Consider the following 21,905-nt stretch of genomic DNA (forward strand, 5'->3'; position numbering starts at 1 on the left):
ACCATGAACAAGCTGTCCGCGGCCGGAGCGCTCGCGCTGGCCGTCACGTTGGCGCTGAGCGCCTGTTCGAGCGGTACGCCGAGCACCTCCGCCGCACCCTCCACCGGCGGCAAGCAGAAGGTCACCTTCCTCGTCTTCCCGTCGCCGAACCTGCCGGAGTCGTACTGGAAGGCCCAGGTCGCGCTGGTGACGAAGGCCAACCCCGACCTCGACGTGGAGCTCGTCGCCGCGCCGTCGGAGTCGGAGCGCAATGACTACGCCAAGCAGCTCGCCGCCTCGGGCCAGCTGCCGGACGTGCAGATCGGCATGCAGGACCTGATCGCCCTGGAGCCGAACCTGGCGAGCTGGACCGAGCAGGAGCTCAAAGACTTCATCTGCCCGACCTGCGGGGCGGTCAACGGCAAGGTGCTGCAGCTGCCCGCCAACACCCAGACGATCCCGAACGTCTACTACAGCAGGAAGCTGTTCGAGAAGGCCGGGATCGAGGCGCCGCCGAAGACGTACGCCGAGCTGCTCGCCGACGCGGGCAAGCTCCAAGCCGCCGGGATCACGCCGTTCGTGAGCGGCGGGGTGTTCGTCACCTCCCAGCCGTGGACCGCCATCCTGGCCACCGACCTGTACGCCAGGACGCCCGACTGGATCGCCAAGCGGCGCGCAGGGCAGGTCACCTTCGCCGGTGACCCGGCCATGAAGGCGGCCACGCAGAAGTTCGCCGACCTGGCCGCCAAGGGCTACATCGACAAGCGGCAGATCGGCCAGGACTACCCGAAGACGCAGGAGGCCTTCCTGGCCGGCAAGGGCGCGATGTACCCGATGGGGAGCTGGTTCGCCGCCGCGGCCGACCAGTCGGACATGAAGGACGACATCGGCGTGTTCGCCTGGCCGAGCGACGACGGGAGCCTGCGTCTCCCGGCGTTCACCGGCGGCGGCCTGTCCGTCAGCGCCACGGCCAAGAACATGGCCGCGGCCAAGAAGTTCGCGCTGGCCTTCCAGCTCACCAAGGAGAACCTGGACGCCTCGGTCAAGGCCGACGCGCTCTTCCCCGCCGTCAAGGGCTACACGCCTCCGTCCGCCACCGGCCCGGTCTTCAAGGCCGTGTACGACCTGTGGCAGCAGGCCATCCGGCAGAACGCGACCGTCCCGGCGTTCAGCTGGGAGGCGGGCGACGCGGCGATGCTGCCCGGCATGCAGGGCAAGTTCTGGTCGACCGCGCAGGACCTGGTCAGCGGCAGGAAGGCGACGGACCAGGCGCTGGCCTTCCTCGACACCGAATGGGAGAAGAGCGGCTGATGGCCGTCAGCACCACCCATCGCAGGCCCGGCACGCTCGCCCGCCGTGGGAGCAGGCGGCCGGCGTGGCCGGGCCTGTGGCACTTCCTGACGTTCGCGGCGCCGGGCACGCTCGTCTACACGTGCCTGGTGCTGCTCCCGATCGCGATGAGCGTCGGCTACAGCCTCACCAACCAGGCGCTGCTCAGGCCGAACACGCAGTTCGTGGGCCTGCGCAACTACGCGCTGCTCTTCCGCGACGAGACGTTCCTGAACTCGCTGCGGGTCACCACGATCCTGACGCTGATCGTGGTCATCGTCCCGAACGTGCTCGGCGTGGCCGTCGCCGTCGTCCTCGACCGGCGCGGCTGGCTCTACAACGCGCTGCGCAGCGTCTTCTTCACGCCGATGGTGATCAGCTCGGTGGTCATCAGCGTGATCTGGACGCGCGTGCTCGCCGACGACGGGCCGGTCAACCAGGGGCTGCGGGCCCTCGGCGTGGCCGAGCCGCCGGGCTGGCTGTCCGACCCGGACATCGCGCTGTACTCGCTGTCGTCCATCGTCTGCTGGCAGATGCTCGGCTTCTGCGTGGTCGTCTACCTGGCCGGGCTGCAGGGCGTGCCGCAGGAACTGGCCGAGGCGGCCGCGATCGACGGGGCGGGGCCGCTGCGCCGCTTCTGGAAGGTGACCTGGCCGCTGCTGGCGCCCGCGCTGACCATCAACACCGTCGTGCTGCTGATCTCGGCGTTCAAGATCTTCGACCACGTGAAGGTCATCACGAACGGCGGCCCGGGCACGGGCACGACGGCCAGCGTGGCGTTCGTCGTCCTGCAGGAGGGGTTCGTGGAGAACCGCACCGGTTACGCCTCCGCCGAGGCGGTCGTCATGCTCGTCGTCATCGCCGCCCTGTCGGTGGTCACGCTGCGGATCCTGCAGCGCAGGGAGGTCCAGCTGTGAGCGGCTCCCGGCTGTCGTGGGTGCGTCCGCTGGTGGCGCTGGTCATCGGCGCCGTCTTCTTCATCCCCCTCTACATCGCGCTGATCAACGTCTTCAAGGCGAGCGGCCAGGTCGCCCGCGACACGATGTCGCTGCCCGCGCCGCCCACCCTGGACAACCTCACCCGCGTGCTGACCGACCCCGACAGCCTCTTCTGGTCGTCGCTGCGCACCAGCGTCGTGGTCACGTCGTTGTCGATTGTCATCCTGACGCTGCTGTCGGCCATGCTGGGCCACTATCTGGCGCGGCACACCCGGTGGTGGTCGCGCGCGGTCATGGTGCTGCTGCTGTGCGGGCTGATGATCCCGCCGCAGGTCATCCTCATCCCTGTCACGCAGGTGCTGAAGTCGCTCGGGCTGATGTCCACGCTCCAGGGGCTCATCCTGTTCAACGTCGGCTACTACGTGCCGTTCGGGGTGTTCGTCTTCTCGGGGTTCATGAAGGGCATCCCGCGCGAGCTGGAGGAGGCGGCCGCGATCGACGGGGCGACGCGCTGGCAGACGTTCTGGCGCGTCGTCTTCCCCCTCCTGCGGCCGGCCACCGCGAGCGTGCTGATCTTCCTCGGGGTGTGGATCTGGAACGACTTCCTCAACCCGCTGATCATCTACGGCCCGCGCGAGGGCACGACGATCATGACGGGCGTCTACAAGTCGCTCGGCCAGTACGCGGCGGACTTCGGCGGCATGTTCGCGCTGATGTTCCTGGCCACGCTGCCGATCCTGATCTTCTACCTGCTGCTGCAGAAGCAGTTCGTCAAGGGCCTCACGGGCGGCGCGACGAAGGGGTGACGGTCTCCTCCAGGCGCAGGCCCGGCGGCAGGCCCTTGACCGTGGCGGTGCCGTCGTGGTCCACCCGTACCTCGACCTCCGCGTCCGCGACGCGTAGCCCGGCGGCCAGCGCTCCCAGGGGCGCGCCGGACAGCGGGCGCAGCTCCACCCGGCCCGCCGGCACGTCGGGGTAGAGCCCGGCCGCCGCGTGGGCGATGACGACCGCGGCGGCGGCCGACCACGCCTGGGGTCGGCAGGCGGCCGGGTAGGCCACCGGGCGGCCCACCCGGTCCCGGGCGTCGCCCGCGAACAGCTCCGGCAGCCGGTAGCCGAACGACTCGGCCGCCGCCAGCAGCCCCTCGGCGAGGGCGGCGGCCTCCTCGTCGAAGCCCTCTCTGGCCAGGCCGGCGATGACGATGGCCGTGTCGTGCGGCCAGACGGACCCGCAGTGGTAGGACAGCGGGCTGAACCCGCCCTCGTCCGACGACATCGTCCGCAGCCCGAACGCCTCCGCCATGCCGGGCGAGGCCAGCAGGCCGGCGACCCGGGCCGACTCCTCGCGCGAGAGCAGGCCGGTGCCGAGCAGGTGGCCGATGTTGCTGGTCAGGGAGTTCACGGGGCGCTTGTCGCGGTCGAGGGCGAGCGCCGGGAAGGGGCCCCGGGGCCCGTCGACCCAGAAGGCGGCGCGGAAGCGCTCGGCCAGCGCCCCGGCGTGGTCACGCCAGCGGTCGCCCCCCGGCAGGCCGAAGGCGTCCAGCAGCGCGGCCCCGTGCAGGGCGGCCTGGTGCGCGTAGCCCTGCACCTCCGCCAGCGCGATCGGCGGCTCGGCCTGGCGGCCGTCGTGGAAGCGCACCGAGTCGCCCGAGTCCTTCCAGCCCTGGTTGGCCAGGCCGCGGCCGCTGGAGTCGATGTACTCGAGGAACCCGTCCCCGTCGGGGTCGGCGTGATCGGCGAGCCAGCCCAGCGCGGCCTGGAGGTTCGGCAGCAGCGCCCGCACCTCCGAGTCCGGCAGGCCCCAGCGCCACGCGTCGTGCAGCAGGCTGATCCAGAGCGGGGTGGCGTCGATGGTGCCGTAGTAGGCGGCGGGCAGCCGTCCGCCCTTGTCGTCCAGGTCGAAGGCCTCCCGGCGCAGCTCGTGCATGATCTTTCCGGGGGCCTCGCCGGAGTCCGGGTCGAGGCGCTGCCCCTGGCGGCGGGCCAGGACGCGCAGGGTGCCCGCGGCCAGCCGGGTGCCGAGCGGCAGGAGCATGCGCGCCGCCCAGATGCTGTCCCTGCCGAAGAGGGTCAGGAACCAGGGCGCCCCGGCCGCGAGGAACGTGTCGCCGGGCTCGCCGGGCTCGGCCAGCCGCAGCGAGCGCAGGTCTTCGAGCGACTGGTCCAGCAGCCTGGTGACGCGCCGGTCGTCGGCGGTGACGTGCGGCGGGCTCCATTCGAGGGTCGCGGCGGGGGGCACGACGACCGCGGCGGAGTCCTCGACGGCCAGCTCCCAGTGCAGGGTCGCCCGGCCTCGGGGCGGCAGGCTCACCTCCCACCGCAGGCATGCCCCGTCGCCCGCCGTCGCGTGGGCGTCGTGGCCGGTGACGGTGACGTGGGTGGTGTCGGCGTGCCAGGTCAGGCGTCCCTCTCCGGCCGCGCTCGCCGGTACGGGGGTGCCGGAACGCCCGGACTTGACCGCCTCGACGGCCGCGAAGTCGCACGCCAGCTCGACGGTGACGGTGGCCGTGACCGGCGACGCCGCGGTGGAGACGATCTCCACCCGCTCTCCCATGCCGTACGGCGACAGCTCCCACGAGCGTTCGATCCGGACCGTGGGATCGACCGTGCGGTCGCCGAGCCAGCGGGCCAGGGACACGAACCGGGCCTGTCCGGCGGCCCCGGGCGCGTACCCGATGGACTCCGGCTCGCGCCCGTCCACGAGGAGCCGGGCCTGGGACAGCACCCGGCGGTCCGCGCAGAAGAGCCCCTGCACGCCGGCCGGGCGGATCTGGCCGTCGGCGTCGCTCAGCGCGCTCGCCGGCGCCATGACGGTGCTGACCAGATCGTGCAGCAGCGGCTGAAGCACTACGTTTCCCCCTGAGATCGGTTCAATGATCACCCCGGGTCTTGACAGAAGGTCGCCGGGGGTGCAGATTTCGAAACACTCCGCTAACTTTGAACGATCAAATCATGCCGCACCCGACTTTGAACGTTCAACCCCTTTGAAAGGTGATTTATGGCGGGAAAGGTGACGATCACCGATGTGGCGAAGGCGGCAGGCGTGTCGCGCCAGACGGTGTCGAACGCGCTCAACACCCCGGAAGTAGTCCGAGAGGAGACCCGCAAGCACGTCCTCGAGGTGGTCGAGCGGCTCGGCTACCGCGCCAACCAGGCCGCCCGCCAGATGCGCACCGGCCGCTCGCGCCTGATCGCCATCGGCATCGAGCCCGACGGCGACGGGATCAGCGGCTCGTGGGCCGACCGCTTCCTGCACAGCCTGTCGCAGACGGCGGCGCAGGAGGGCTACCGGATCCTGCTCTACACCGCCGCTGACGACCGCTCGGAGATCGCGACGTACGAGGACCTGCTCGGCGCGTACAAGCCGGACGCGTTCGTGCTGACGGCCACCCACCACGACGACCTGCGCGCGTCCTGGCTGCTGGAGCGCGGGCTGCCGTTCGTGGCGTTCGGCCGGCCCTGGAGCGACCTGCCCGACGCGCGCCATCCGTGGGTGGACGTGGACGGTGCCGCGGGCACCGAGGCGGCCACCCGCCACCTGCTGGCCACCGGTCACCGCCGCATCGGCTTCATCGGCTGGCCGCCCGGCTCGGGCGTGGGTGACGACCGCCGCGAGGGCTGGGCGAGAGCACTCGGCGGCCAGGACCTCAGCGGATTGCAGCGGGCGGTCGAGGACGGCATCGCCGCCGGTGAGAGTGCGGCCCGCGACCTGCTCGGCGCCGACCCCGGCGTGACCGCCCTGGTGTGCGCGAGCGACTCCCTCGCCCTCGGCGCGCTGCAGGCCCGCGAGCCCGGCCGGCCCGTCGCCGTGATCGGCTTCGACGACACGCCCGCCGCCAGGGCCGTCGGCCTCACCAGCGTCCACCAGCCGCTCGGCGAGGCCGCCGCGGCCTGCGTCGAACTGCTCGCCCGCGCCCTGGAGAGCCCCGACGCCGAGCCGCCGTCGGCGCACGTGCTGCTGGCCCCCTCTTTGACCATCCGCCAGTCCGCCTGACCCCCACCCCCCACAACGCGAGAACAGGACCCACTCCGATGACGCCACGCACCCGCCGCGCCACCGCGATCAGCGGCCTCGCCTGCGCCACGCTCGTTCTGTCGGCCTGCGGCAGCGGCTTCGACGACAAGCCGAGCCAGGCCCCCCAGCAGAGCGGCGGCCAGGTCAACCTGCAGATCCTCATCGGCTCCTCCGGCGAGGCCGAGACCACCGCCGTCAAGCAGGCCGCCCAGACCTGGGCCTCCTCGGCGGGCGCGGCCGCGACGGTGACGCCCGCGCAGGATCTCGCCCAGCAGCTCGGCCAGGCCTTCGCCGGTGACAATCCCCCGGACGTGTTCTACGTGGACGCCTCCCGCTTCGCCGACTACGCCAGCGTCGGCGCCCTGGAGCCGTACGGGGACAAGATCAGCCAGCCCGACGACTTCTACCCGTCCCTGCGCACGGCGTTCACCCGTGACGGCAAGCTCTACTGCGCGCCCAAGGACTTCTCCACCCTCGCGCTGATCGTCAACAAGGACCTGTGGTCCAAGGCCGGGCTCGCCGACGCCGACGTGCCGACCACGTGGGAGCAGCTCACCTCGGTCGGCGAGAAGCTCAAGGCCAAGGGCGTCACCCCGCTGGCGATCGGCCCGACCCGCGACCGTGTCGGCGCGTTCATGGTGCAGGCCGGCGGCTGGCTGACCAGCCCCGACGGCAAGCAGGCCACCGCCGACAGCCCGCAGAACCTCGCGGCGCTCGAGTACGTGCGCTCGCTGGTGTCGGCCAAGCTGGCCCGCTACCCCGACCAGCTCGACGCGGGCTGGGGCGGCGAGGCCTTCGGCAAGGGCAAGGCCGCGATGACCATCGAGGGCAACTGGATCAAGGGCGCGCTCAAGGCCGACTTCCCCGACGTCAAGTACTCGGTCCACGAGCTGCCTGCGGGCCCCAAGGGCAAGGGCACGCTGTCGTTCACGAACTGCTGGGGCATCTCGGCCAAGAGCAAGCACAAGGAGCAGGCCGTCTCGTTCGTCGAGGCGATGACCAAGGCCGACCAGCAGATGGCCTTCGCCAAGGCGTTCGGCGTCATGCCCTCGCGCCAGTCCGCCAAGGCCGCCTACACCGCCGAGTTCCCCGACGACGGCCCCTTCGTCAACGGCGCCGACTACGCCCAGGGTCCCGTGAACGCCCCCAAGATGGACAGCGTCCTGACCGACTTCGACACCGGGCTGCAGAAGCTGGCCACCACCCCGCCCAAGACGCTGCTGCAGCGGACGCAGAAGAACATCCAGGCCGCGCTCGGCACGTCATGACCGTCCGCAAGACACGTGAGAGCCTGGCGGGCTGGCTCTTCGCGGCCCCCGTCGTGGTGATCCTGGGCCTGTTCATGCTGGCGCCGATTCTCATGGCGCTGTGGGTGAGCCTGACCGACTGGAACGGGCAGGGCAGCCCGTTCCGGGGCGGTGTGCCGTTCGTCGGCGTGGACAACTACACCCGCCTGTTCACCGAGGAGGGGCTGGCCAGGCAGGACTTCATGACGAGCGTCCGCAACAACGTCTACTACGTGGCCCTCGTGGTCCCGCTGCAGACCGTGCTGGCGCTCGGCCTGGCCCTGATCGTCAACAGCCGGCTGCTGAAGGGCCGGACGTTCTTCCGCGCCGCGTTCTTCTTCCCCTCGGTGACCAGCTCGGTGGCGATCAGCGTGGTGTTCCTGTTCGTGTTCGCCAACTCCGGCGCGGTCAACGCCCTGCTGAGCATGTTCGGCATCGACGGGCCCCAGTGGTTCGCCGACTCGCGCGGCGTGCTGCACCTGCTGCTCGGGTCCGTCGGCCTGGTCGATCCGGAGGCTCCGCCGGAGGCGCTGACTTCCGGCGGGCCGTTCGGGCTGTCGTGGTGGGAGTGGCTGTCCGGGCCCAGCGTGGCGATGACGACGATCATCATGCTGGTCGTCTGGACGACGTCGGGGACGTTCATGCTCATGTTCCTGGCCGCCCTGCAGGACATCCCGGTGTCGCTGGAGGAGGCCGCCATGCTGGACGGGGCGGGCCGCCGCCAGGTCTTCCGGAACGTGACGCTGCCGCTGCTCAAGCCCACCCTGTTCCTGGTGCTCACGCTGGGGCTGATCTCGACGTGGCAGGTCTTCGACCAGATCTACGTGATGAGCCAGGGCAATCCCGCCAAGACCACGCTCACGCCGGCGTTCCTGTCGTACCAGACGGCTTTCCGCAGCTTCGAGTACGGCTCGGGCACCGCGATCTCGTTCGTGCTGTTCGCCATCATCGTGGTGCTGACCCTGGTCCAGCGCTGGGTGATGAGAGAGAGGCGTCATGCGTAAGGACAACGCGCGCTCGCTGGCCTCCACGTTCGCCGGCTACTGCATCCTGATCTTCTTCGCGCTCGTCTTCCTCTACCCGTTCGTCATCCAGATCGCCACCTCCTTCAAGACCGAGCCGGACGCGGCGGCGCACCCCCTGTCGCCCGTCCCCGGCCCGGTGACGATGGGCGGCTACGAGAAGGTGTTCCTCAACACCGACCTGCCGCTGTGGCTGGGCAACTCGCTGCTGGTGACCGTGGTCGTCACGGCCGGGCGCGTGCTGCTCGACTCCATGGCCGGGTACGCGCTGGCGCGGCTGCGCTTCGCGGGGCGGCGCGCGATCTTCTCATCGATCATCGCGATCATGGCGGTGCCGGGCGTGGTGCTGTTCATCCCGAAGTTCCTGGTGCTGAACCAGTTCGGCATGTACGACAGCTACACCGCGCTGATCCTGCCGGTGATCGCGGACGCGGCCGGGGTGTTCATCATGAAGCAGTTCTTCGAGTCGCTGCCGGTCAGCGTCGAGGAGGCGGCGCGGGTGGACGGGGCCGGGGTCTTCCGCACGTACTGGTCGGTCGTGCTGCCGATGGCCCGGCCGGCGCTGCTCACGCTCACCATCATCTCGTTCCAGGGCACCTGGAACGAGTTCCCGCACACGCTGGTGGCGGTGCAGAACCCGGAGCTGTTCACGCTGCCGCGCGGGCTGGCCGACCTGGTGAGCGGGTCGCTGGGCAAGGGCACGCAGTATCCGCTCAAGCTGGGGGCCGCGCTGATGGCGACCATTCCGGTGGCGGTGGTGTTCGTGATCTTCCAGCGGTACTTCGTGCGCGGCGCCAACGAGGGCTCCGAGAAGGGCTGACCATTCCTCCGGGCGTCAGCGGATGTTCACAAACGGGTAGCAACCACACCATAGATTGCGATCTCGTGAAAGTTGATGACAGACCTCCTTTGTTCTCCCGGCGTTCCCTGCTCGCGGGCGCGGGCCTCGGCGTTCTCGGCGCTTTCGCCGGCACCGCCGCGCAGGCGGCCACCGGGTCTCTCGGCAGGGCGCCCCGGGTTCTGATCGCCACGAACGAGCCGTGGGGCACCTATCACGTGGCCCCGCTGCTCCCGGAGGCGCGGCGGCGCGGGTGGGAAATCACGCAGCTGGTGCCCGACCTGACGGGGATCAAGCCGGGCGATCCGGTGCCGGTCGCGACGCCGAACCGCGCTCCGGACGCCGACCTGCTCGTCGTGACGGGCGCCGGGGACTGGCCGGCGGAGTGCGCCGCCCGGTTCCCGAGGCTGCCGCTGGTCGCGAGCTCGCTGGCGTACCAGCTGCCGGTCGAGGCGCCGCGCGCGAAGGAGTTCCGCGACCGGCTCAGGGCGATCACCGCGTCCTCGCCGGCCGAGGCCAAGGTGTTCGACGACTACCTGGGCACGCGCCGCCCGATCACGGTCGTCGGCTCCCCGCAGACGGACGACCTGCCCAGGCACGCGCCCGAGCCCGGCACCGTCCTGGTGCTCACCAGCGTGACCAAATCCAGCAGCACGGGCGGTTCGGCCCCCGGCACCGAGCTGCTGCTGGCCGCGGCCGAGCGGCTGGCGGCGGCGGGCAAGCACATCCTCGTGGGGCTGCACCCCCGCGAGGACCGCTCGCTCTGGGAGAAGTACGAGATCAGCTCCGTGCCGTCGGTCCAGGCCTCGGCCAGGGCCGAGGCCGCCATCGGCATCCCGGGCACGGTCTTCCCGGTGGTCGCCGCCGTGGGCGTCCCGCTGGTGGGCTGCACGGAACCGCGCCTGAACATCCCCGGCTACCTGCTGAGCGTCTGCTCCCACACGATCACCACCGCCGACGAGGCCGTGACCGCCGTGACGCAGGCCGAGCCGGTGTCACGGGAGGTGCTGTACGAGGCCGTCGGCCCGATCGGCGGCTCGACCCGCCGGCTGCTGAAGGCGTGGCGGAAGGCCGGCGTCCGGGTCTAGCGCGGTCAGGGCATCGTCTGGCGCAGCCGCTCGGCCTGCTCGCGCAGGGGCTGCGGGACGAGCTCCACGAGCTGGTCGCGTCTGAGCGGCAGGTCCAGGAGGCTGAGCTTGACCCGGTTGCGCTGGGCGTGGGTGTCGGCGTCGAACCGTACGACGTCCACCGCGTCCGTGCGCAGCCGCACCGACAGCTCGGCGCCCGGCCGGAGCGGCTCGGCGGGAGTGCCGTCCACGGAGAAGAGCAGCGGGACGTCGCCGGACGGGTTGCGCAGGACGACCCGGTCGTCCTTGCCGAGGATGACGGGGCGGCTGATGCCGGACATCGGCGCGACCGGGGTCAGGGCCACGACCGGGGCGGACGGGGAGATGACCGGGCCACCGGCGGCGTAGTTGTAGGCCGTCGAGCCGGTCGGGGTGCAGGCGATCACCGCGTCCCCGCGGTAGTAGCCGTGGCTCAGGCCGTTGACCTCGAGGTCGAGGGTCAGGCTGGACAGCGGCTCGGCGGCGGTGACCACGAGGTCGTTGAACGCGGTGTGGTCGTCCGCCTCCAGGCAGCTGTGCGGCTCCAGGGTGTAGCGGCCCTCGGCCAGGCGGTCGAGGGCCGGCTCCAGCTCCGACGGGGTCACCTCGATGAGGAAGCCCAGGTGCCCGTGGTTGACGCCGAGCACCGGCACCTGGCGGCCGACGACCAGGCGCATCGCGCCCAGCATGGTGCCGTCGCCGCCCAGGCTGATCACGCCGTCCACCCGTTCGACGAACTCCTCGGGCGTGACGATCTCGACCTCCGGCCCCACCCGCCGGGCGTCGCACGGCCGGGCGATGACGCCGCCCCCTTTCCTCCGCGCGTGCCGGACGATCAGCCGTACGGAGTCCAGCACCGGCCGGTCGGGGTGCACCACCAGCCCAACAGTGAAGTGCTTCACGAGGTGCCCCCTACCCAGCGCTGGGGTCAGCGGACCTTTCGGATGGAAATCACCGTCAGGGGCGCGGCCGAGGCCGGGTGGTTCAGCGGGGTGGCAGGTCGACGCGGGTCAGTACGCTCCTGCCGTCCGTCACCAGGACGTTGAGGAGGTCGTCGCCGGAGGCGAGGACGAGTTCGTCGTCCCCGTCGCCGTCGTAGTCGCCCGCCGCCAGTGGCGCGCCGCGGACCAGGCCGCGGATGCCGCCACCGGCTCGCAGGCCGCCGGGGCCGCCCCAGAACATCCGGACCGGCTCACGCCCGTCGCGCGCCCCGCCGAAGGCGAGGTCGTCACGGCCGTCGCCGTCGAAGTCGCCGCCGACCGCCGAACCACTCTCGCCCTTGAACGTCTGGGTACGGCCGTCGCCGTAGTAGACGGTCAGCGTCCTGTCGACCGCGGGCGCCTCGGTCTCGGTGCCGGGCTCGTCGTTGCGGCTGCCGTCGTCGCCGACCGCCAGGTCCCTGGTGCCGTCGCCGTCGAAGTCGCCGAACGTGGCCGCCAGGCCCTTGCCCAGCTTGCGCCCTTCCTTCGCCAGGCCGTCGGGGCCGCCGTTCAGCAGCCATCCGGAGGTCTGCTCGCCGTCGTCGCCCGTGAACACCACCAGCCCGGTCGCGTGCCGCCCGTCGATCTCGTCGACGGTCATCCGCCAGAACTGGCCGCCGGTGGGCGAGGGCTGGACGGTCTGGCGGCTCGGCACGCCCGCGCGGCTGAACGGGCCGTACATCACGACCAGGTTGGAGGCGCCCCGGTTGTCGTCGGCGGACATCGCCACGTCGGCGGCGCCGTCGCCGTCGAAGTCGCCGGCGACGGACCGGAATGTCGCCATGGTGGTCTTGATGGGCGGCGGCACCGGGGTCGGGAGCGTTCCCGTGTCGATGCCGTCCGGGCCGCCCCAGAAGATGTGCGGGCCCATCGTCTCGTCGCGATCGCCCGGCCGCCCGTAGCCCAGGATGTCTCCGAAGCCGTCCCCGTCGAGGTCGGCCCTGATGCCCGGATCGATCTGCCAGGCGAAGAACGTCTGCGACGAGACGATCGCCGGCCTGCCGGTGCGCAGGCCCCGGGGCGAGCCGTAGACGACCGCGAGGAAGCGTATGCCCGGCCGGAGCAGCTCGGCGTAGACGAGCAGGTCCGCGCGGCCGTCGCCGTTGACGTCGTCGGGACGCCCGCCGGCCATGGCCGAGCGCCGCGCGAGGGTCGGAGTGGTGGACGGCGTCGGCGTGGACGCCGACGGCGACTGAGCGGCGGGGCTGCGCGGCGCCGGCCGGACGCCGCCGCATCCGGCGAGCAGGAGGGCCAACGCCAGCCAGATCATCACCCTTCGCGGCACAGGCACCGAGCTTAGTGCGCCGACCTGCCGAGCGCCGGGTTTCCGTCACCAGCCGGGCGTCAGATCCGCCGCCGGGCCTTGTCGCGGCCAGGTCTCCCGCAGGTCGCAGGGCGCGTCAGATCCGCTGCAGGGCCTTCTCGCGGCGGGCCGCGACGCTGGAGCCCGACTCCCGGCGGGCCATCCCGCGCAGCAGGAACGGCGCCGCGACCAGCCCGAGCACGGCCCAGGCCAGCAGCACCCCGGCCGTCTCCACAGGCCGCCAGGACCCGCCGATCTCGACTGCGGCCGCGGCGTCCGGGAGCAGGGCCGAGCGCATGCCGAGCCCGAGCCAGTAGACCGGGAACGCCTGGGCGATCCACTGCACCCACTCCGGCAGCGCCGTGATCGGGTAGAAGATGCCGGAGATCGCGATCAGGCCCAGGACGGGGAGCTGGATCAGCCCCTGGCTGCGGGCGCTGACGAACACCGAGCCCAGCACCGCCCCCAGCGGCAGCGTCGCCACCAGCCCCAGCACGAGCACCCAGAGCACGGTCAGCCAGGCGCCCGCGTCGCCGAACGCCAGGCCGGGCACGAGGAACATGCCGGGAACCAGGAAGATCGCGAGGTCGGCGACCAGCCCACCGGCGACCAGGACGATCTTTCCGAGCAGGTAGCCGGTCATGCCGTGCGGCGTGGCCTTGGCGCGCAGCAGGGTGCCGTCCTCGCGGTCGGCGGTGAGGTGCTGGCTCATGCTCACCATGGACATCCCGGCGTTCATGCCGAGGATGCTCGGCAGGGCCAGGACGCCGAGGGACAGCCCGCTCTGCCCGAAGGACACGTTCCGCAGGAAGTACGTGGTGACCAGCATCAGCACGGGCCAGAGGAAGTGGCTGAACAGGTCGGCGGCGTTCGTGAACGACTGCCGCAGCTCGATCAGGCCGCGGGACCAGCCGGCCCGCCAGGCCGTCGCGGTCGGGCTCATCGGGCTCCCTCCTCCGCCTGCCGGACGAGGGAGAGGTAGGTGTCCTCCAGCGAGGCGCGGCGCACCTCGAGGTCCTCGATCTCCTCGCCGTACTGCTTGAACAGGTCGAACACCAGCCGGGTCGACTCGGTGGCCGAGCGGACGTAGCGCTGCCCGTCGCGGGTCCAGCGCACCTCGTCCTGGCCGGCGATCTGCCGGGCGAGCTGCGCGACCGTGCCGTCCGCGACGATCCGGCCCCCGTCGAGCACCATGATGCGGTCGGCGAGCTTCTCGGCCTCGGCCAGGTCGTGGGTGGTGAGCAGGATCGTGGTGTCGCCCTCCGCGGCGAGCTCCAGGACCAGCTGGTGGAAGGCGCGCCGGGCCACCGGGTCGAGCCCGGCGGTGGGCTCGTCGAGGAAGACCAGCTCGGGGCGGCCCACGAGGCCGACGGCCACGTCGAACCTGCGCCGCTGGCCGCCGGAGAGCGTCCTGATCTTGTGCTCCGCCTGCTCGGTCAGGCCGACCGCCGCGATGAGCGGGTCGGCCCGCCACGGCCGGGCGACGGTCTCGGTGGCGTAGGCGGCGTAGTAGCGGCCGAGGTGCTCCAGCAGCTCGCGTACCCGCCATTTGCCGTGGTCGCGCCAGGACTGCAGGACGACCCCGATCCGCGCCCGCCAGTCCTCGCCGGCGCGTGCCGGATCGGTGCCGAGCACCTCGACCCGGCCGGCCGACCGCATCCGGAAGCCTTCGAGGATCTCGATCGTGGTGGTCTTGCCCGCGCCGTTCGGGCCGAGCAGGCACACCACCTCGCCCCGGCGCGCCCGGAAGTTCACGTCGTGCAGGACGTCGGCCGGGCCGTAACGCATCCGCAGGCCCTCGACGTCCAGCACGACTTCTCTCGTCGTCATGGATCTCGCCTCTCGTGGGAGCACGCCTCGGCGTGGCGCCCGGAGAACCCGGCCGCGCTAGCAACCCTAGTTGACTAATTCAGACTTAGTCAACGACGGTTGCTTAGCGCGGCCGCGCGAGGTCACTTCAGGCCGTACGCCCGCTGGACGGTCTGCTCGACGGTGTTGCCCTCGGCGTCCGTCGCCTGGGCCTTGAGGCCCACGGCGCCCGTGGTGGCGGCCAGCGCGGGGGGTGTGATGGTGGCGTGGCCGGAGGCCGAGACGCGGACCGGCGTCCAGTGGGCGCCGTCGTCGAACGTGACCGAGAGCTTCACGTCCGTGACCTTCGCGTCCGGCGTGCCGTAGGACCCGTGGTAGCCGGTGACGGTGATCCGGTGCGGCGTGCCCGCCTTGAGGCGGTTGTCCAGGTCGAGGGGCACGTCGTAGCGGAGGTTCAGCCGCCGGACCGGTTCACACGGCGCGAGCTTGCCCGTGGCGAACCAGGCCAGGCAGAGCCCGTCGTCCGTGGTCTGCATCCCGCCGGTGGGCCGCTTCGACCGGAATGTCCAGGCGGTCTCGACGTCCTTGGCGTACAGCTGGGACTTGTTCGGGGTGTGGAACTTGTCGGTGAGCCGGTAGGCGGCCTCCGTCTCCGGGAGAGTGAAGGTCGGCACGATGATCGCGAAGATCGCGATCACGATCGTCGCCTCGACGAGCGGGACCTCCTGCCCGTCGCGGTACAGGCGCAGCTCGTCCTTGCCGCCGTGCTTGTCGCTCTGGAAGTTGGCGTTGTACGCGAACGCCTCCTGGTGGTTCGGCACCGGGCCCATGACCGGCAGGGTCGCCAGGAAGGTGTCCTTCGTCCGGCAGGGGAAGCACTGGGCGGTCCCGGAGCGGAGCACCGCGTCGGAGACGACGACGTTGCCCGGCACGCGGGGCTGGATCCCCCACGGCTCGGTCCGCGTGCCCGCCGTGGTGAACACGTCTATGGCGGTCGCCGTCAGCGCGCGCCTGCTGTAGAAGTCGGCGCCCTCGTCGTAGTCCATCGTGTTCGAGCGGGTCCAGACGACGTCCGGCGAGACGGGCCCGACGTACTCCGTGAAGGCCGTCTGAGCCCGCACGGTGTGCTCCATGGACCACGTGAGCCCGAACCTGCCCGGCCGCAGCATCCCCGCCGACGTGCTCAGCTCCACCTGGCCGGGCCGGTCGGCGTGGAAGCGGTCCTCGATGCGCTGCAGGTCGCGCGTCCTGACCGAGTAGGCGAGGTCGGCGGGGACGCGGCCCTGCTCGGGCAGCATCAGCGAGTACAGGTACGGCGTGGTCGCCACGCCTTCCGCCGAGACGGTCACCTGCCGGCGCCCGGCCAGGGCGGCCAGGGCCCGCCCCTGCTCGGCGGTCAGGCTCATGGTCGGGATCGGGTACGTGGGCCAGCTGCCCGCCGGGTCGAGGAAGGCCCGGTTGACGGCCCCGTACCCGAGGACTCCCACTGCCCCCGCCTGCTGGGCGGCCTTGACCCGGTCCAGGGCGTTGCCCGTGCAGGCCATGGCCGGGCACAGGTCCTCGAGGTTCAGCAGGACGAGCTTGCCGCGCACGTCCAGACCGGCGAAGTCGGTGCCCTTGCCGGCGTAGACCAGCGAGAGCCTGCTGCGGCCGTCGAGCTTGGGCGTCTGCGGCGCCACGTCCTGGTAGCGGGGGGTGATGCGGGGACCGCCGGGCACCTTCATGGTGATCGCGGGGGCGCGGAGCTGGTAGCGGCCGTTGAGGGTGAACGTGCCCTGGGTGACCTTGCGGGTGGGCAGCATCACGTAGTTGTCCAGCCCGTACTGCGGGTACAGGGACTGCACGTCGATCCAGGCTTCGCCGTTGGCCGCGACGCGCCGGTAGGCGTACTGCGAGAGGTGGACCTCCGAGGCGCGCGGCGTCTCCACGGACACCTTGCGCGCCTTGCGCAGGTCGAGCGTGACCGTGGTGTCCTTGGTGATCTCGATCTGCGGGTCGGACGGCAGCGACTGGACCCATTCGCCGTCCGCGCCGCGCCAGGCCAGCGCGGTGAGCACGGTGTAGGTGCCGGGGTAGACCTGGGCCTCGGTCTCGGCGCCCGAGGCGGGGGTGTAGGCGTACTGGAGGTCGTCGCGGTCGTCGGTGCGCATGAACATCCACGGCATCGCCGTGGGGGCGCTCGCGCCGTCGGGCAGCACCACCCGGGCCCGGACGGTGACCTTCCTCGGTTCGACGAACGCGCCCACGACCGTGTTCACCTGGACCTGGCCGTCTGCGCCGGAGGCGCGGACGTAGCCCTCGTACCAGGTGTCGGGGCCCGCGGGGTCGAACGTGACCGCGACCGGCGCGGTGCCGTGCGCGGGGACGGTGACCGTGTCGTGGTCGAGGGTGAGCGTGCCGGCGGGCACGTCGCCGCCCCGGTGCGCCGTGACGCCCGTGCTCAGGGTGAGGGTGACCGGCTGGTCGCCGTCGTTGGTGTAGGTGAGGGTCTTGGTGACCGGGCCGTTCTGGGGCGAGGGCAGGAAGCCGAAGTCGATGCCGCCGGAGCCGCGTACCTGCTGCTTGACGGCGCGGGCGACGTCCACGCGGCCGGCGCCCTGCTCGTAGGCGTCCTGGCCGTCGCCGTGGGCGGAGCTGGTGAGCGCGGCCTTGAGCTGGGTGTTCGTCCAGTCGGGGTGCTGCTGGGCGAGCAGGACGGCGGCGCCCGCGACGTGCGGGGTGGCCATCGAGGTGCCGGACGCGGTGGTGTAGCCGTCCTCGGCGGGCTCGCCCATGGAGGTGCCGGCCGCGCGGGCGGCGACGATGTCCACGCCGGGGGCGCTGATGTCGGGCTTGAGGCTGTAGTCGATCGCGGTGGGGCCCCGGCTGGAGAAGGACGCCAGCTTGTCCTCGCGGTCCACCGCGGCGACCGTGAGCGCCGAGGCCGCGGTGCCCGGGGTGCCGATCCGGCGGCTCTTGCCGTCGTTGCCCGCGGCGACCACGAACAGCGCCCCGGAATCGGCGGACAGCTTGTTCAGGGCCTGGTCGAGCGGGTTGTCCGGGCCGGGGCAGCAGCCGCCGAGGCTCATGCTGACCACGCGGGCCTGCTGGGCGACCGCCCATTGCATGCCCTCGATGACGTCGGACTCCAGGCCGCCGCCGTAGTTGTTGAGCACCTTGCCGACCAGCAGCGACGCCTCGGGGGCGACGCCGCGGTACTTGGCGCCGTTGCCCGCGATGATGGAGGCGACGTGCGTGCCGTGGCCGTGGCCGTCCTGGGCGGTCTTCTCCGAGCTGAAGTTCTCGGCGGCGGCGATCCGGCCGGCGAGGTCGGGGTGGGTGGCGTCGATGCCGGTGTCGAGCACGGCCACCTTGACGCCCGCGCCCTTGAGCCCGGCCGCCCACACCTCGGGCGCGCCGATCTGCTTGACGCTCCTGTCGAGCGAGACCTGGACCTTGCGGTCGAGCCAGATCTTCTCGGACGCGGCCCTGGCCGTGCTGACCCCGGACCAGAACTGCCCGGCGGCCTTCTTGTCCACCTTCACGGCCGCGGCGTCGATGCTGGCCAGGGTGCGGGCCCCGGCGATGCGCTGCTGCGTCCCGTGCTGGACGATCAGGGGCAGGGTGGGGCTCTCCGCGTCGGAGTAGCCGTTGGCCGCCAGGTAGGCCACGTCGAACAGGCCCCTGTCCAGGCGTCCCGCCGACACCAGGCCCATCACGTCCGTGGGGTAGACGTAGTACGCGCCGGACTCGCGTAACGACATGAAGAACACAGGCGCGCCGTCCGGGCGCCTGGCAGGCTGGATCTGGGCCTGTGGGCTGCCGTCCGGGGCGGTACTGTAGGTGACCACGTCCCCGGTGATCAATGTGATCTTCTTCGCGGACTCCCCCGCCGCGCCGACGACCGGCGTCGCCACGGAGGGAGGAGCGGGAGGTGGGGTCGGGGCGGCCATCCCGGTGGAAAGCAGCACCCCCAACGCGACAAGCGACCGGCCGATCATGCGTCTCCTCAGAGATCATCGTGTCCCCGGGAACCATGACAGATCGCAGTAAAGCCGCGAAAGACGATTGTGAGTCCTCTTCCCGCCATGTACGGAAATAGGACATGCTGTGATCGTGCTGGAGATCATCGGGCTCTCGTACGCCGAGCAGGCGCTGTACGAGGCGCTGGTGGAGCGCTCCCCCGCCGCGCTCGCCGAGCTGGGGCACGCCGCCTCGACGGCCGCCAGGCTGGAGCAGCTGGGGCTGATCACCCGCCTCCCTGAGGACCCGCCGCGTTATGTGGCGGTCTCGCCAGAGATGGGGCTGGACGCGCTCATCCGGGCGCGCACCCGGGAGCTGGCCGCGGCCCGCCACCGCGCCGCCCAGCTCGCCGCGCGCTTCCACCGCTCGGTGCCGGACGGGGACTCCGCCGACCTGGTCGAGGTGGTGATCGGCAAGGACGCGGTGGGGCGGTGGTTCCAGCGGCTCCAGGAGAGCGCGCGGCGGCAGATCAGCGTCTTCGACGCGCCGCCGTACGCGACGCCCATGGGCGGCAACGCGGTGGAGTTCGAGCTGCTGGAGCGGGGTGTCGAGTACCGGGCGCTGTACGACCGGCGGGCCATGGAGGTGCCGGGCACCCTCTCGCTCATCACCCGCTACGTCGCGGCCGGCGAACAGGCCAGGGTCGGCGACGTGCCCGTCAAGCTCGCGCTGAACGACCTCCCCATGGCGATCATGCCGCTCCGCCACGACCAGCACGTGGTGGAGTCCGCGCTGGTGGTGCACGACTCGACGCTGCTGGACGCGTTGTCGGCGCTGTTCGAGATGTACTGGGAGCGGGCCGTGCCGCTGCAGGTCAGGCACGGGCGGCTGGCCGAGGCGACCGGCCCCGCCGACGCGCAGCGGGACCTGCTGCCGCTGCTCACCGCCGGGCTGACCGACGCGGCCATCGCCGCCCACCTCGGGTGGAGCGACCGGACGGTACGCCGGCACGTGCGCGCGATGATGGTCCGGCTCGACGCGCGCACCCGCTTCCAGGCGGGCTACCAGGCGGTCGTGCGCGGCTGGCTGGAGGAGTCGTGACGCCGCCCCATCTCGCCCCGCATGGGGACGCCCCGTGACCCCGCTGGGCGCGATCGGGCTCGGGCCCGACGAGGAGGCGCTGTACGAGGTGCTGCTGGACCGCTCCCCCGCCACGCTCGCCGAGCTGGCCGCCGCCTGGCCGCGCGCCGACCTGCAGCCGCTGCTGGCGTCGCTGGAGTCCAAGGGCCTGCTCAGCACGTCCCCGGGACCTCCGCCCGCCTACGCCGCCGTCGCCCCGGAGATGGCGCTCGACGTCCTCCTGCTCGCCGCCGAACGCGACCTGCTCCGGGTCCGCGAACGGGCCCGCGAGCTGGAGGAGGTCTTCCAGGAGCGCGCCCGGGAGCGTACGCCCCCGGTGGTCGTCGAGGTGGTCACCGGGCGGCGGGCGGTCGAGCAGCGGCACGCCCAGATCCAGCGCGCCGCCAGGCAGCAGCTCCGGTGCCTGTCCAGGCGGCCGTACTTCGACCCGCTGGGCAGCGTGGCCGCGCAGCGGGAGCTGCTGGAGCGCGGGATCACCAGCCGCATGATCTACGAGCGGGACTTCGTGGCGGCCGAGGGCGCGTTACGGCAGATCGAGGAGATGGTCGGGGCGGGCCAGCAGGCGCGGGTGCTGCCCGAACTGCCGATGAAGCTGTACGTGGTGGACGACCGGCTGGCGCTGCTCCTGCTCAGGCACGAACCGGCGGACGCGGTGGCGGCGCTCGTCATCCATCCGTCGGGGCTGCTGGAGGCGCTGATCAGGCTCTTCGAGGGGTTGTGGCAGCGGGCCCTGCCGCTCGGGCTGGCGCCGTCCGCGCGCAACCCGCCGCCCCGGGACTCCGGGGACGACGCCCGGCTGATCGCGCTCCTGCTGTCAGGCCTCACGGACGAGGCCATCGCCCGCCAGCTCGGCGTCGGGCACCGGACGGCGGAGCGCCGGATCGCCGAGCTGATGTCCCGGCTCGGCGCCCGCACCCGTTTCCAGGCCGGCGTCCAGGCCGCCCTCTCCCAACCACCGCCGCCTCCGACCCCTTGACCCCTCCCCCACCGACCAGGGGGCCGTCCGTCGGGGAGGAGGAAGCGCCTTGAGCGTTCGGGGGAGGGGATGCGGGCGCGCTCCTTCCCAAGGGACGCCGGCCCGCGACGGCTGAGAACGTGGCTGTGGCCGGATCGCGAGTCCGCGATCCGGCCACAGGGTCAGAGGGTCAGCTTCCGCAGTGTTCGAAGGGGCTCTCGTACGTGCTCGTCCCGGCCTTGCCGCCCCACTTGACGCACTCGGCGGCGGCGGCGGCCCGTACCGGTCCGGCGTAGTACGCGAAGTTCCCGGTGTCGGTGACCCGGGGCTTGCCCTCGACCTCCAGGAAGGCCGTGGTCGCGGTGGCCGTACCCAGCGAGGTCTTCTTGATCGTGGCCACGCAGTTGTTCCCGTTGCCCGAGTTGTACAGCAGGAAGACGGTGCCCGCCGTGCCCAGCGCGTTGGAGTCGATCACCTTGTAGCCGGTGCCGCACACCTCTTCCGGCGTGTGCGGGTTGGTGCCCCCGCCGCTACCGGTGACGTACTGCATGTACTTGGTCCAGTCCCAGTACTGGCCCGGGTCGGTGTGGTCGGCGCCGGGGACCTCGTTGTGGCCCGTGATGTGGGTGCGGTCCTTGGGGATGCCGTACCGGTCGGCGATGTTGCGGGTTAACGCCGCCGATGAGCGGTACATGGTGTCGGTGAACCACGTCGCGTTCTCGACCCAGCCCTCGTGCTCGATGCCGACCGAGCGCCGGTTGTAGTCGCCGGCGTGGAAGGCCCGGTCCTTCTCCCTGACCGTCTGGGTGATGGCGCCGTCGGAGGAGCGGACGACGTAGTGGGCCGAGGTGGGGTTCGGCCGGGGCCCGGTCTGGAACCAGTCGATCGTCCCGGCGTAGGTGCCCTGCGCGACGTGGATGACGATGCGGTCGATGGCGTCGCTGGTCGGCCGGTTGGAGACGGCGTAGTTGCTGCTGTGCGCCGGAGCCCACGCGGCCGACGGGTAGTCGGTGCTCGCCGCCAGCGTGCTGGGCTTGTCCAGGTCGTCCGCGTTGGCGTACGAGCCCCGGTCCGGCGTCACGGCGCGCGCCGGGGCGGTGACGGTCTCCCCCGCGGGCGTCTTGGCGTTCACACCCTTGGCGAGCTGCTCGTACACGGTGTCGGCGTAGAGCCGGGCGACCGCGGGCGAGGAGGCGCCGCTGTACTTGGCGATCGCCTGGTACCACTTGCCCGCGTCCTTGCGGGCGGTGGCGTCCAGCTTGAG

The 21,905-nt window shown here is 71.8% G+C and carries 17 protein-coding genes; 10 read left to right on the forward strand and 7 right to left on the reverse strand.

From position 1 onward, the window contains the following. Positions 1-3 precede the first annotated feature (3 nt). The 3 genes from ACIBI9_RS49160 to ACIBI9_RS49170 are packed head-to-tail and all read left to right on the forward strand — an operon-like array spanning position 4 to position 3,052. A complete protein-coding gene (locus ACIBI9_RS49160; protein ID WP_397233696.1) occupies positions 4-1,290 on the forward strand; it encodes an ABC transporter substrate-binding protein in 1,287 nt (428 codons plus the stop codon). Next, positions 1,290-2,225 (forward strand): carbohydrate ABC transporter permease, encoded by a 936-nt coding sequence (locus ACIBI9_RS49165; RefSeq protein ID WP_397233698.1) that lies wholly within the window; start codon positions 1,290-1,292, stop codon positions 2,223-2,225. The genes ACIBI9_RS49160 and ACIBI9_RS49165 overlap by 1 nt, the downstream gene beginning before the upstream one ends. Then, complete coding sequence (locus tag ACIBI9_RS49170; protein ID WP_397233700.1) at positions 2,222-3,052, forward strand: carbohydrate ABC transporter permease; 831 nt, start codon at positions 2,222-2,224, stop codon at positions 3,050-3,052. Before ACIBI9_RS49165 ends, ACIBI9_RS49170 begins: the two co-directional genes overlap by 4 nt. Here ACIBI9_RS49170 and ACIBI9_RS49175 read toward each other — a convergent pair. Next, the gene (locus ACIBI9_RS49175) at positions 3,027-5,093 is read right to left on the reverse strand and encodes a glycogen debranching N-terminal domain-containing protein (RefSeq protein ID WP_397233702.1); all 2,067 of its coding nucleotides are present in this window, start codon (positions 5,091-5,093) and stop codon (positions 3,027-3,029) included. The genes ACIBI9_RS49170 and ACIBI9_RS49175 overlap by 26 nt on opposite strands. 150 nt (positions 5,094-5,243) lie before the next feature. On the opposite strand from ACIBI9_RS49175, the gene ACIBI9_RS49180 reads away from it, so the two are divergent. From ACIBI9_RS49180 to ACIBI9_RS49200, 5 genes are all read left to right on the forward strand, one after another. After that, positions 5,244-6,239 carry a LacI family DNA-binding transcriptional regulator gene (locus tag ACIBI9_RS49180; RefSeq protein ID WP_397233704.1) on the forward strand — a complete coding sequence of 332 codons (996 nt, stop codon included), beginning with the start codon at positions 5,244-5,246 and terminating at the stop codon, positions 6,237-6,239. A 38-nt stretch (positions 6,240-6,277) separates the two neighbouring features. After that, a complete protein-coding gene (locus ACIBI9_RS49185) occupies positions 6,278-7,528 on the forward strand; it encodes an extracellular solute-binding protein (protein WP_397233706.1) in 1,251 nt (416 codons plus the stop codon). Beyond that, positions 7,525-8,550, forward strand: a complete 1,026-nt coding sequence (locus tag ACIBI9_RS49190) for a carbohydrate ABC transporter permease (RefSeq protein ID WP_397233708.1) — start codon at positions 7,525-7,527, stop codon at positions 8,548-8,550. The genes ACIBI9_RS49185 and ACIBI9_RS49190 overlap by 4 nt, the downstream gene beginning before the upstream one ends. After that, a complete protein-coding gene (locus tag ACIBI9_RS49195) occupies positions 8,543-9,388 on the forward strand; it encodes a carbohydrate ABC transporter permease (protein ID WP_397233710.1) in 846 nt (281 codons plus the stop codon). Before ACIBI9_RS49190 ends, ACIBI9_RS49195 begins: the two co-directional genes overlap by 8 nt. A gap of 65 nt (positions 9,389-9,453) precedes the next feature. After that, a complete protein-coding gene (locus ACIBI9_RS49200) occupies positions 9,454-10,494 on the forward strand; it encodes a hypothetical protein (protein WP_397233712.1) in 1,041 nt (346 codons plus the stop codon). 5 nt (positions 10,495-10,499) lie between these two features. Here the strand turns inward: ACIBI9_RS49200 and ACIBI9_RS49205 are convergent, their stop codons facing one another. From ACIBI9_RS49205 to ACIBI9_RS49225, 5 genes are all read right to left on the reverse strand, one after another. After that, on the reverse strand, positions 10,500-11,414 hold the full coding sequence (locus ACIBI9_RS49205; RefSeq protein ID WP_397233714.1) for an NAD(+)/NADH kinase: 915 nt from the start codon (positions 11,412-11,414) through the stop codon (positions 10,500-10,502). An 82-nt stretch (positions 11,415-11,496) separates the two neighbouring features. Then, complete coding sequence (locus ACIBI9_RS49210; protein WP_397233716.1) at positions 11,497-12,777, reverse strand: FG-GAP repeat domain-containing protein; 1,281 nt, start codon at positions 12,775-12,777, stop codon at positions 11,497-11,499. 115 nt (positions 12,778-12,892) lie between these two features. Beyond that, positions 12,893-13,738 carry an ABC transporter permease gene (locus ACIBI9_RS49215; protein ID WP_397233718.1) on the reverse strand — a complete coding sequence of 282 codons (846 nt, stop codon included), beginning with the start codon at positions 13,736-13,738 and terminating at the stop codon, positions 12,893-12,895. Then, on the reverse strand, positions 13,735-14,625 hold the full coding sequence (locus ACIBI9_RS49220) for an ABC transporter ATP-binding protein (RefSeq protein WP_397233720.1): 891 nt from the start codon (positions 14,623-14,625) through the stop codon (positions 13,735-13,737). Before ACIBI9_RS49220 ends, ACIBI9_RS49215 begins: the two co-directional genes overlap by 4 nt. Before the next feature lie 122 nt (positions 14,626-14,747). Next, complete coding sequence (locus ACIBI9_RS49225; RefSeq protein ID WP_397233722.1) at positions 14,748-18,584, reverse strand: S8 family serine peptidase; 3,837 nt, start codon at positions 18,582-18,584, stop codon at positions 14,748-14,750. A gap of 115 nt (positions 18,585-18,699) precedes the next feature. Here ACIBI9_RS49225 and ACIBI9_RS49230 point away from each other — a divergent pair, with 115 nt between their 5' ends. After that, entirely contained in the window at positions 18,700-19,647 is a 948-nt protein-coding gene (locus tag ACIBI9_RS49230) for a LuxR C-terminal-related transcriptional regulator (RefSeq protein WP_397233724.1), read from the forward strand. Between the two features lie 34 nt (positions 19,648-19,681). Continuing rightward, entirely contained in the window at positions 19,682-20,662 is a 981-nt protein-coding gene (locus ACIBI9_RS49235; protein WP_397233726.1) for a helix-turn-helix domain-containing protein, read from the forward strand. A 169-nt stretch (positions 20,663-20,831) separates the two neighbouring features. On the opposite strand, the gene ACIBI9_RS49240 is transcribed toward ACIBI9_RS49235, so the two are convergent. Beyond that, a partial coding sequence (locus ACIBI9_RS49240; RefSeq protein ID WP_397233728.1) for an N-acetylmuramoyl-L-alanine amidase occupies positions 20,832-21,905 on the reverse strand: 1,074 nt, incomplete at its 5' end.

It is taken from the genome of Nonomuraea sp. NPDC050451, assembly GCF_044458585.1.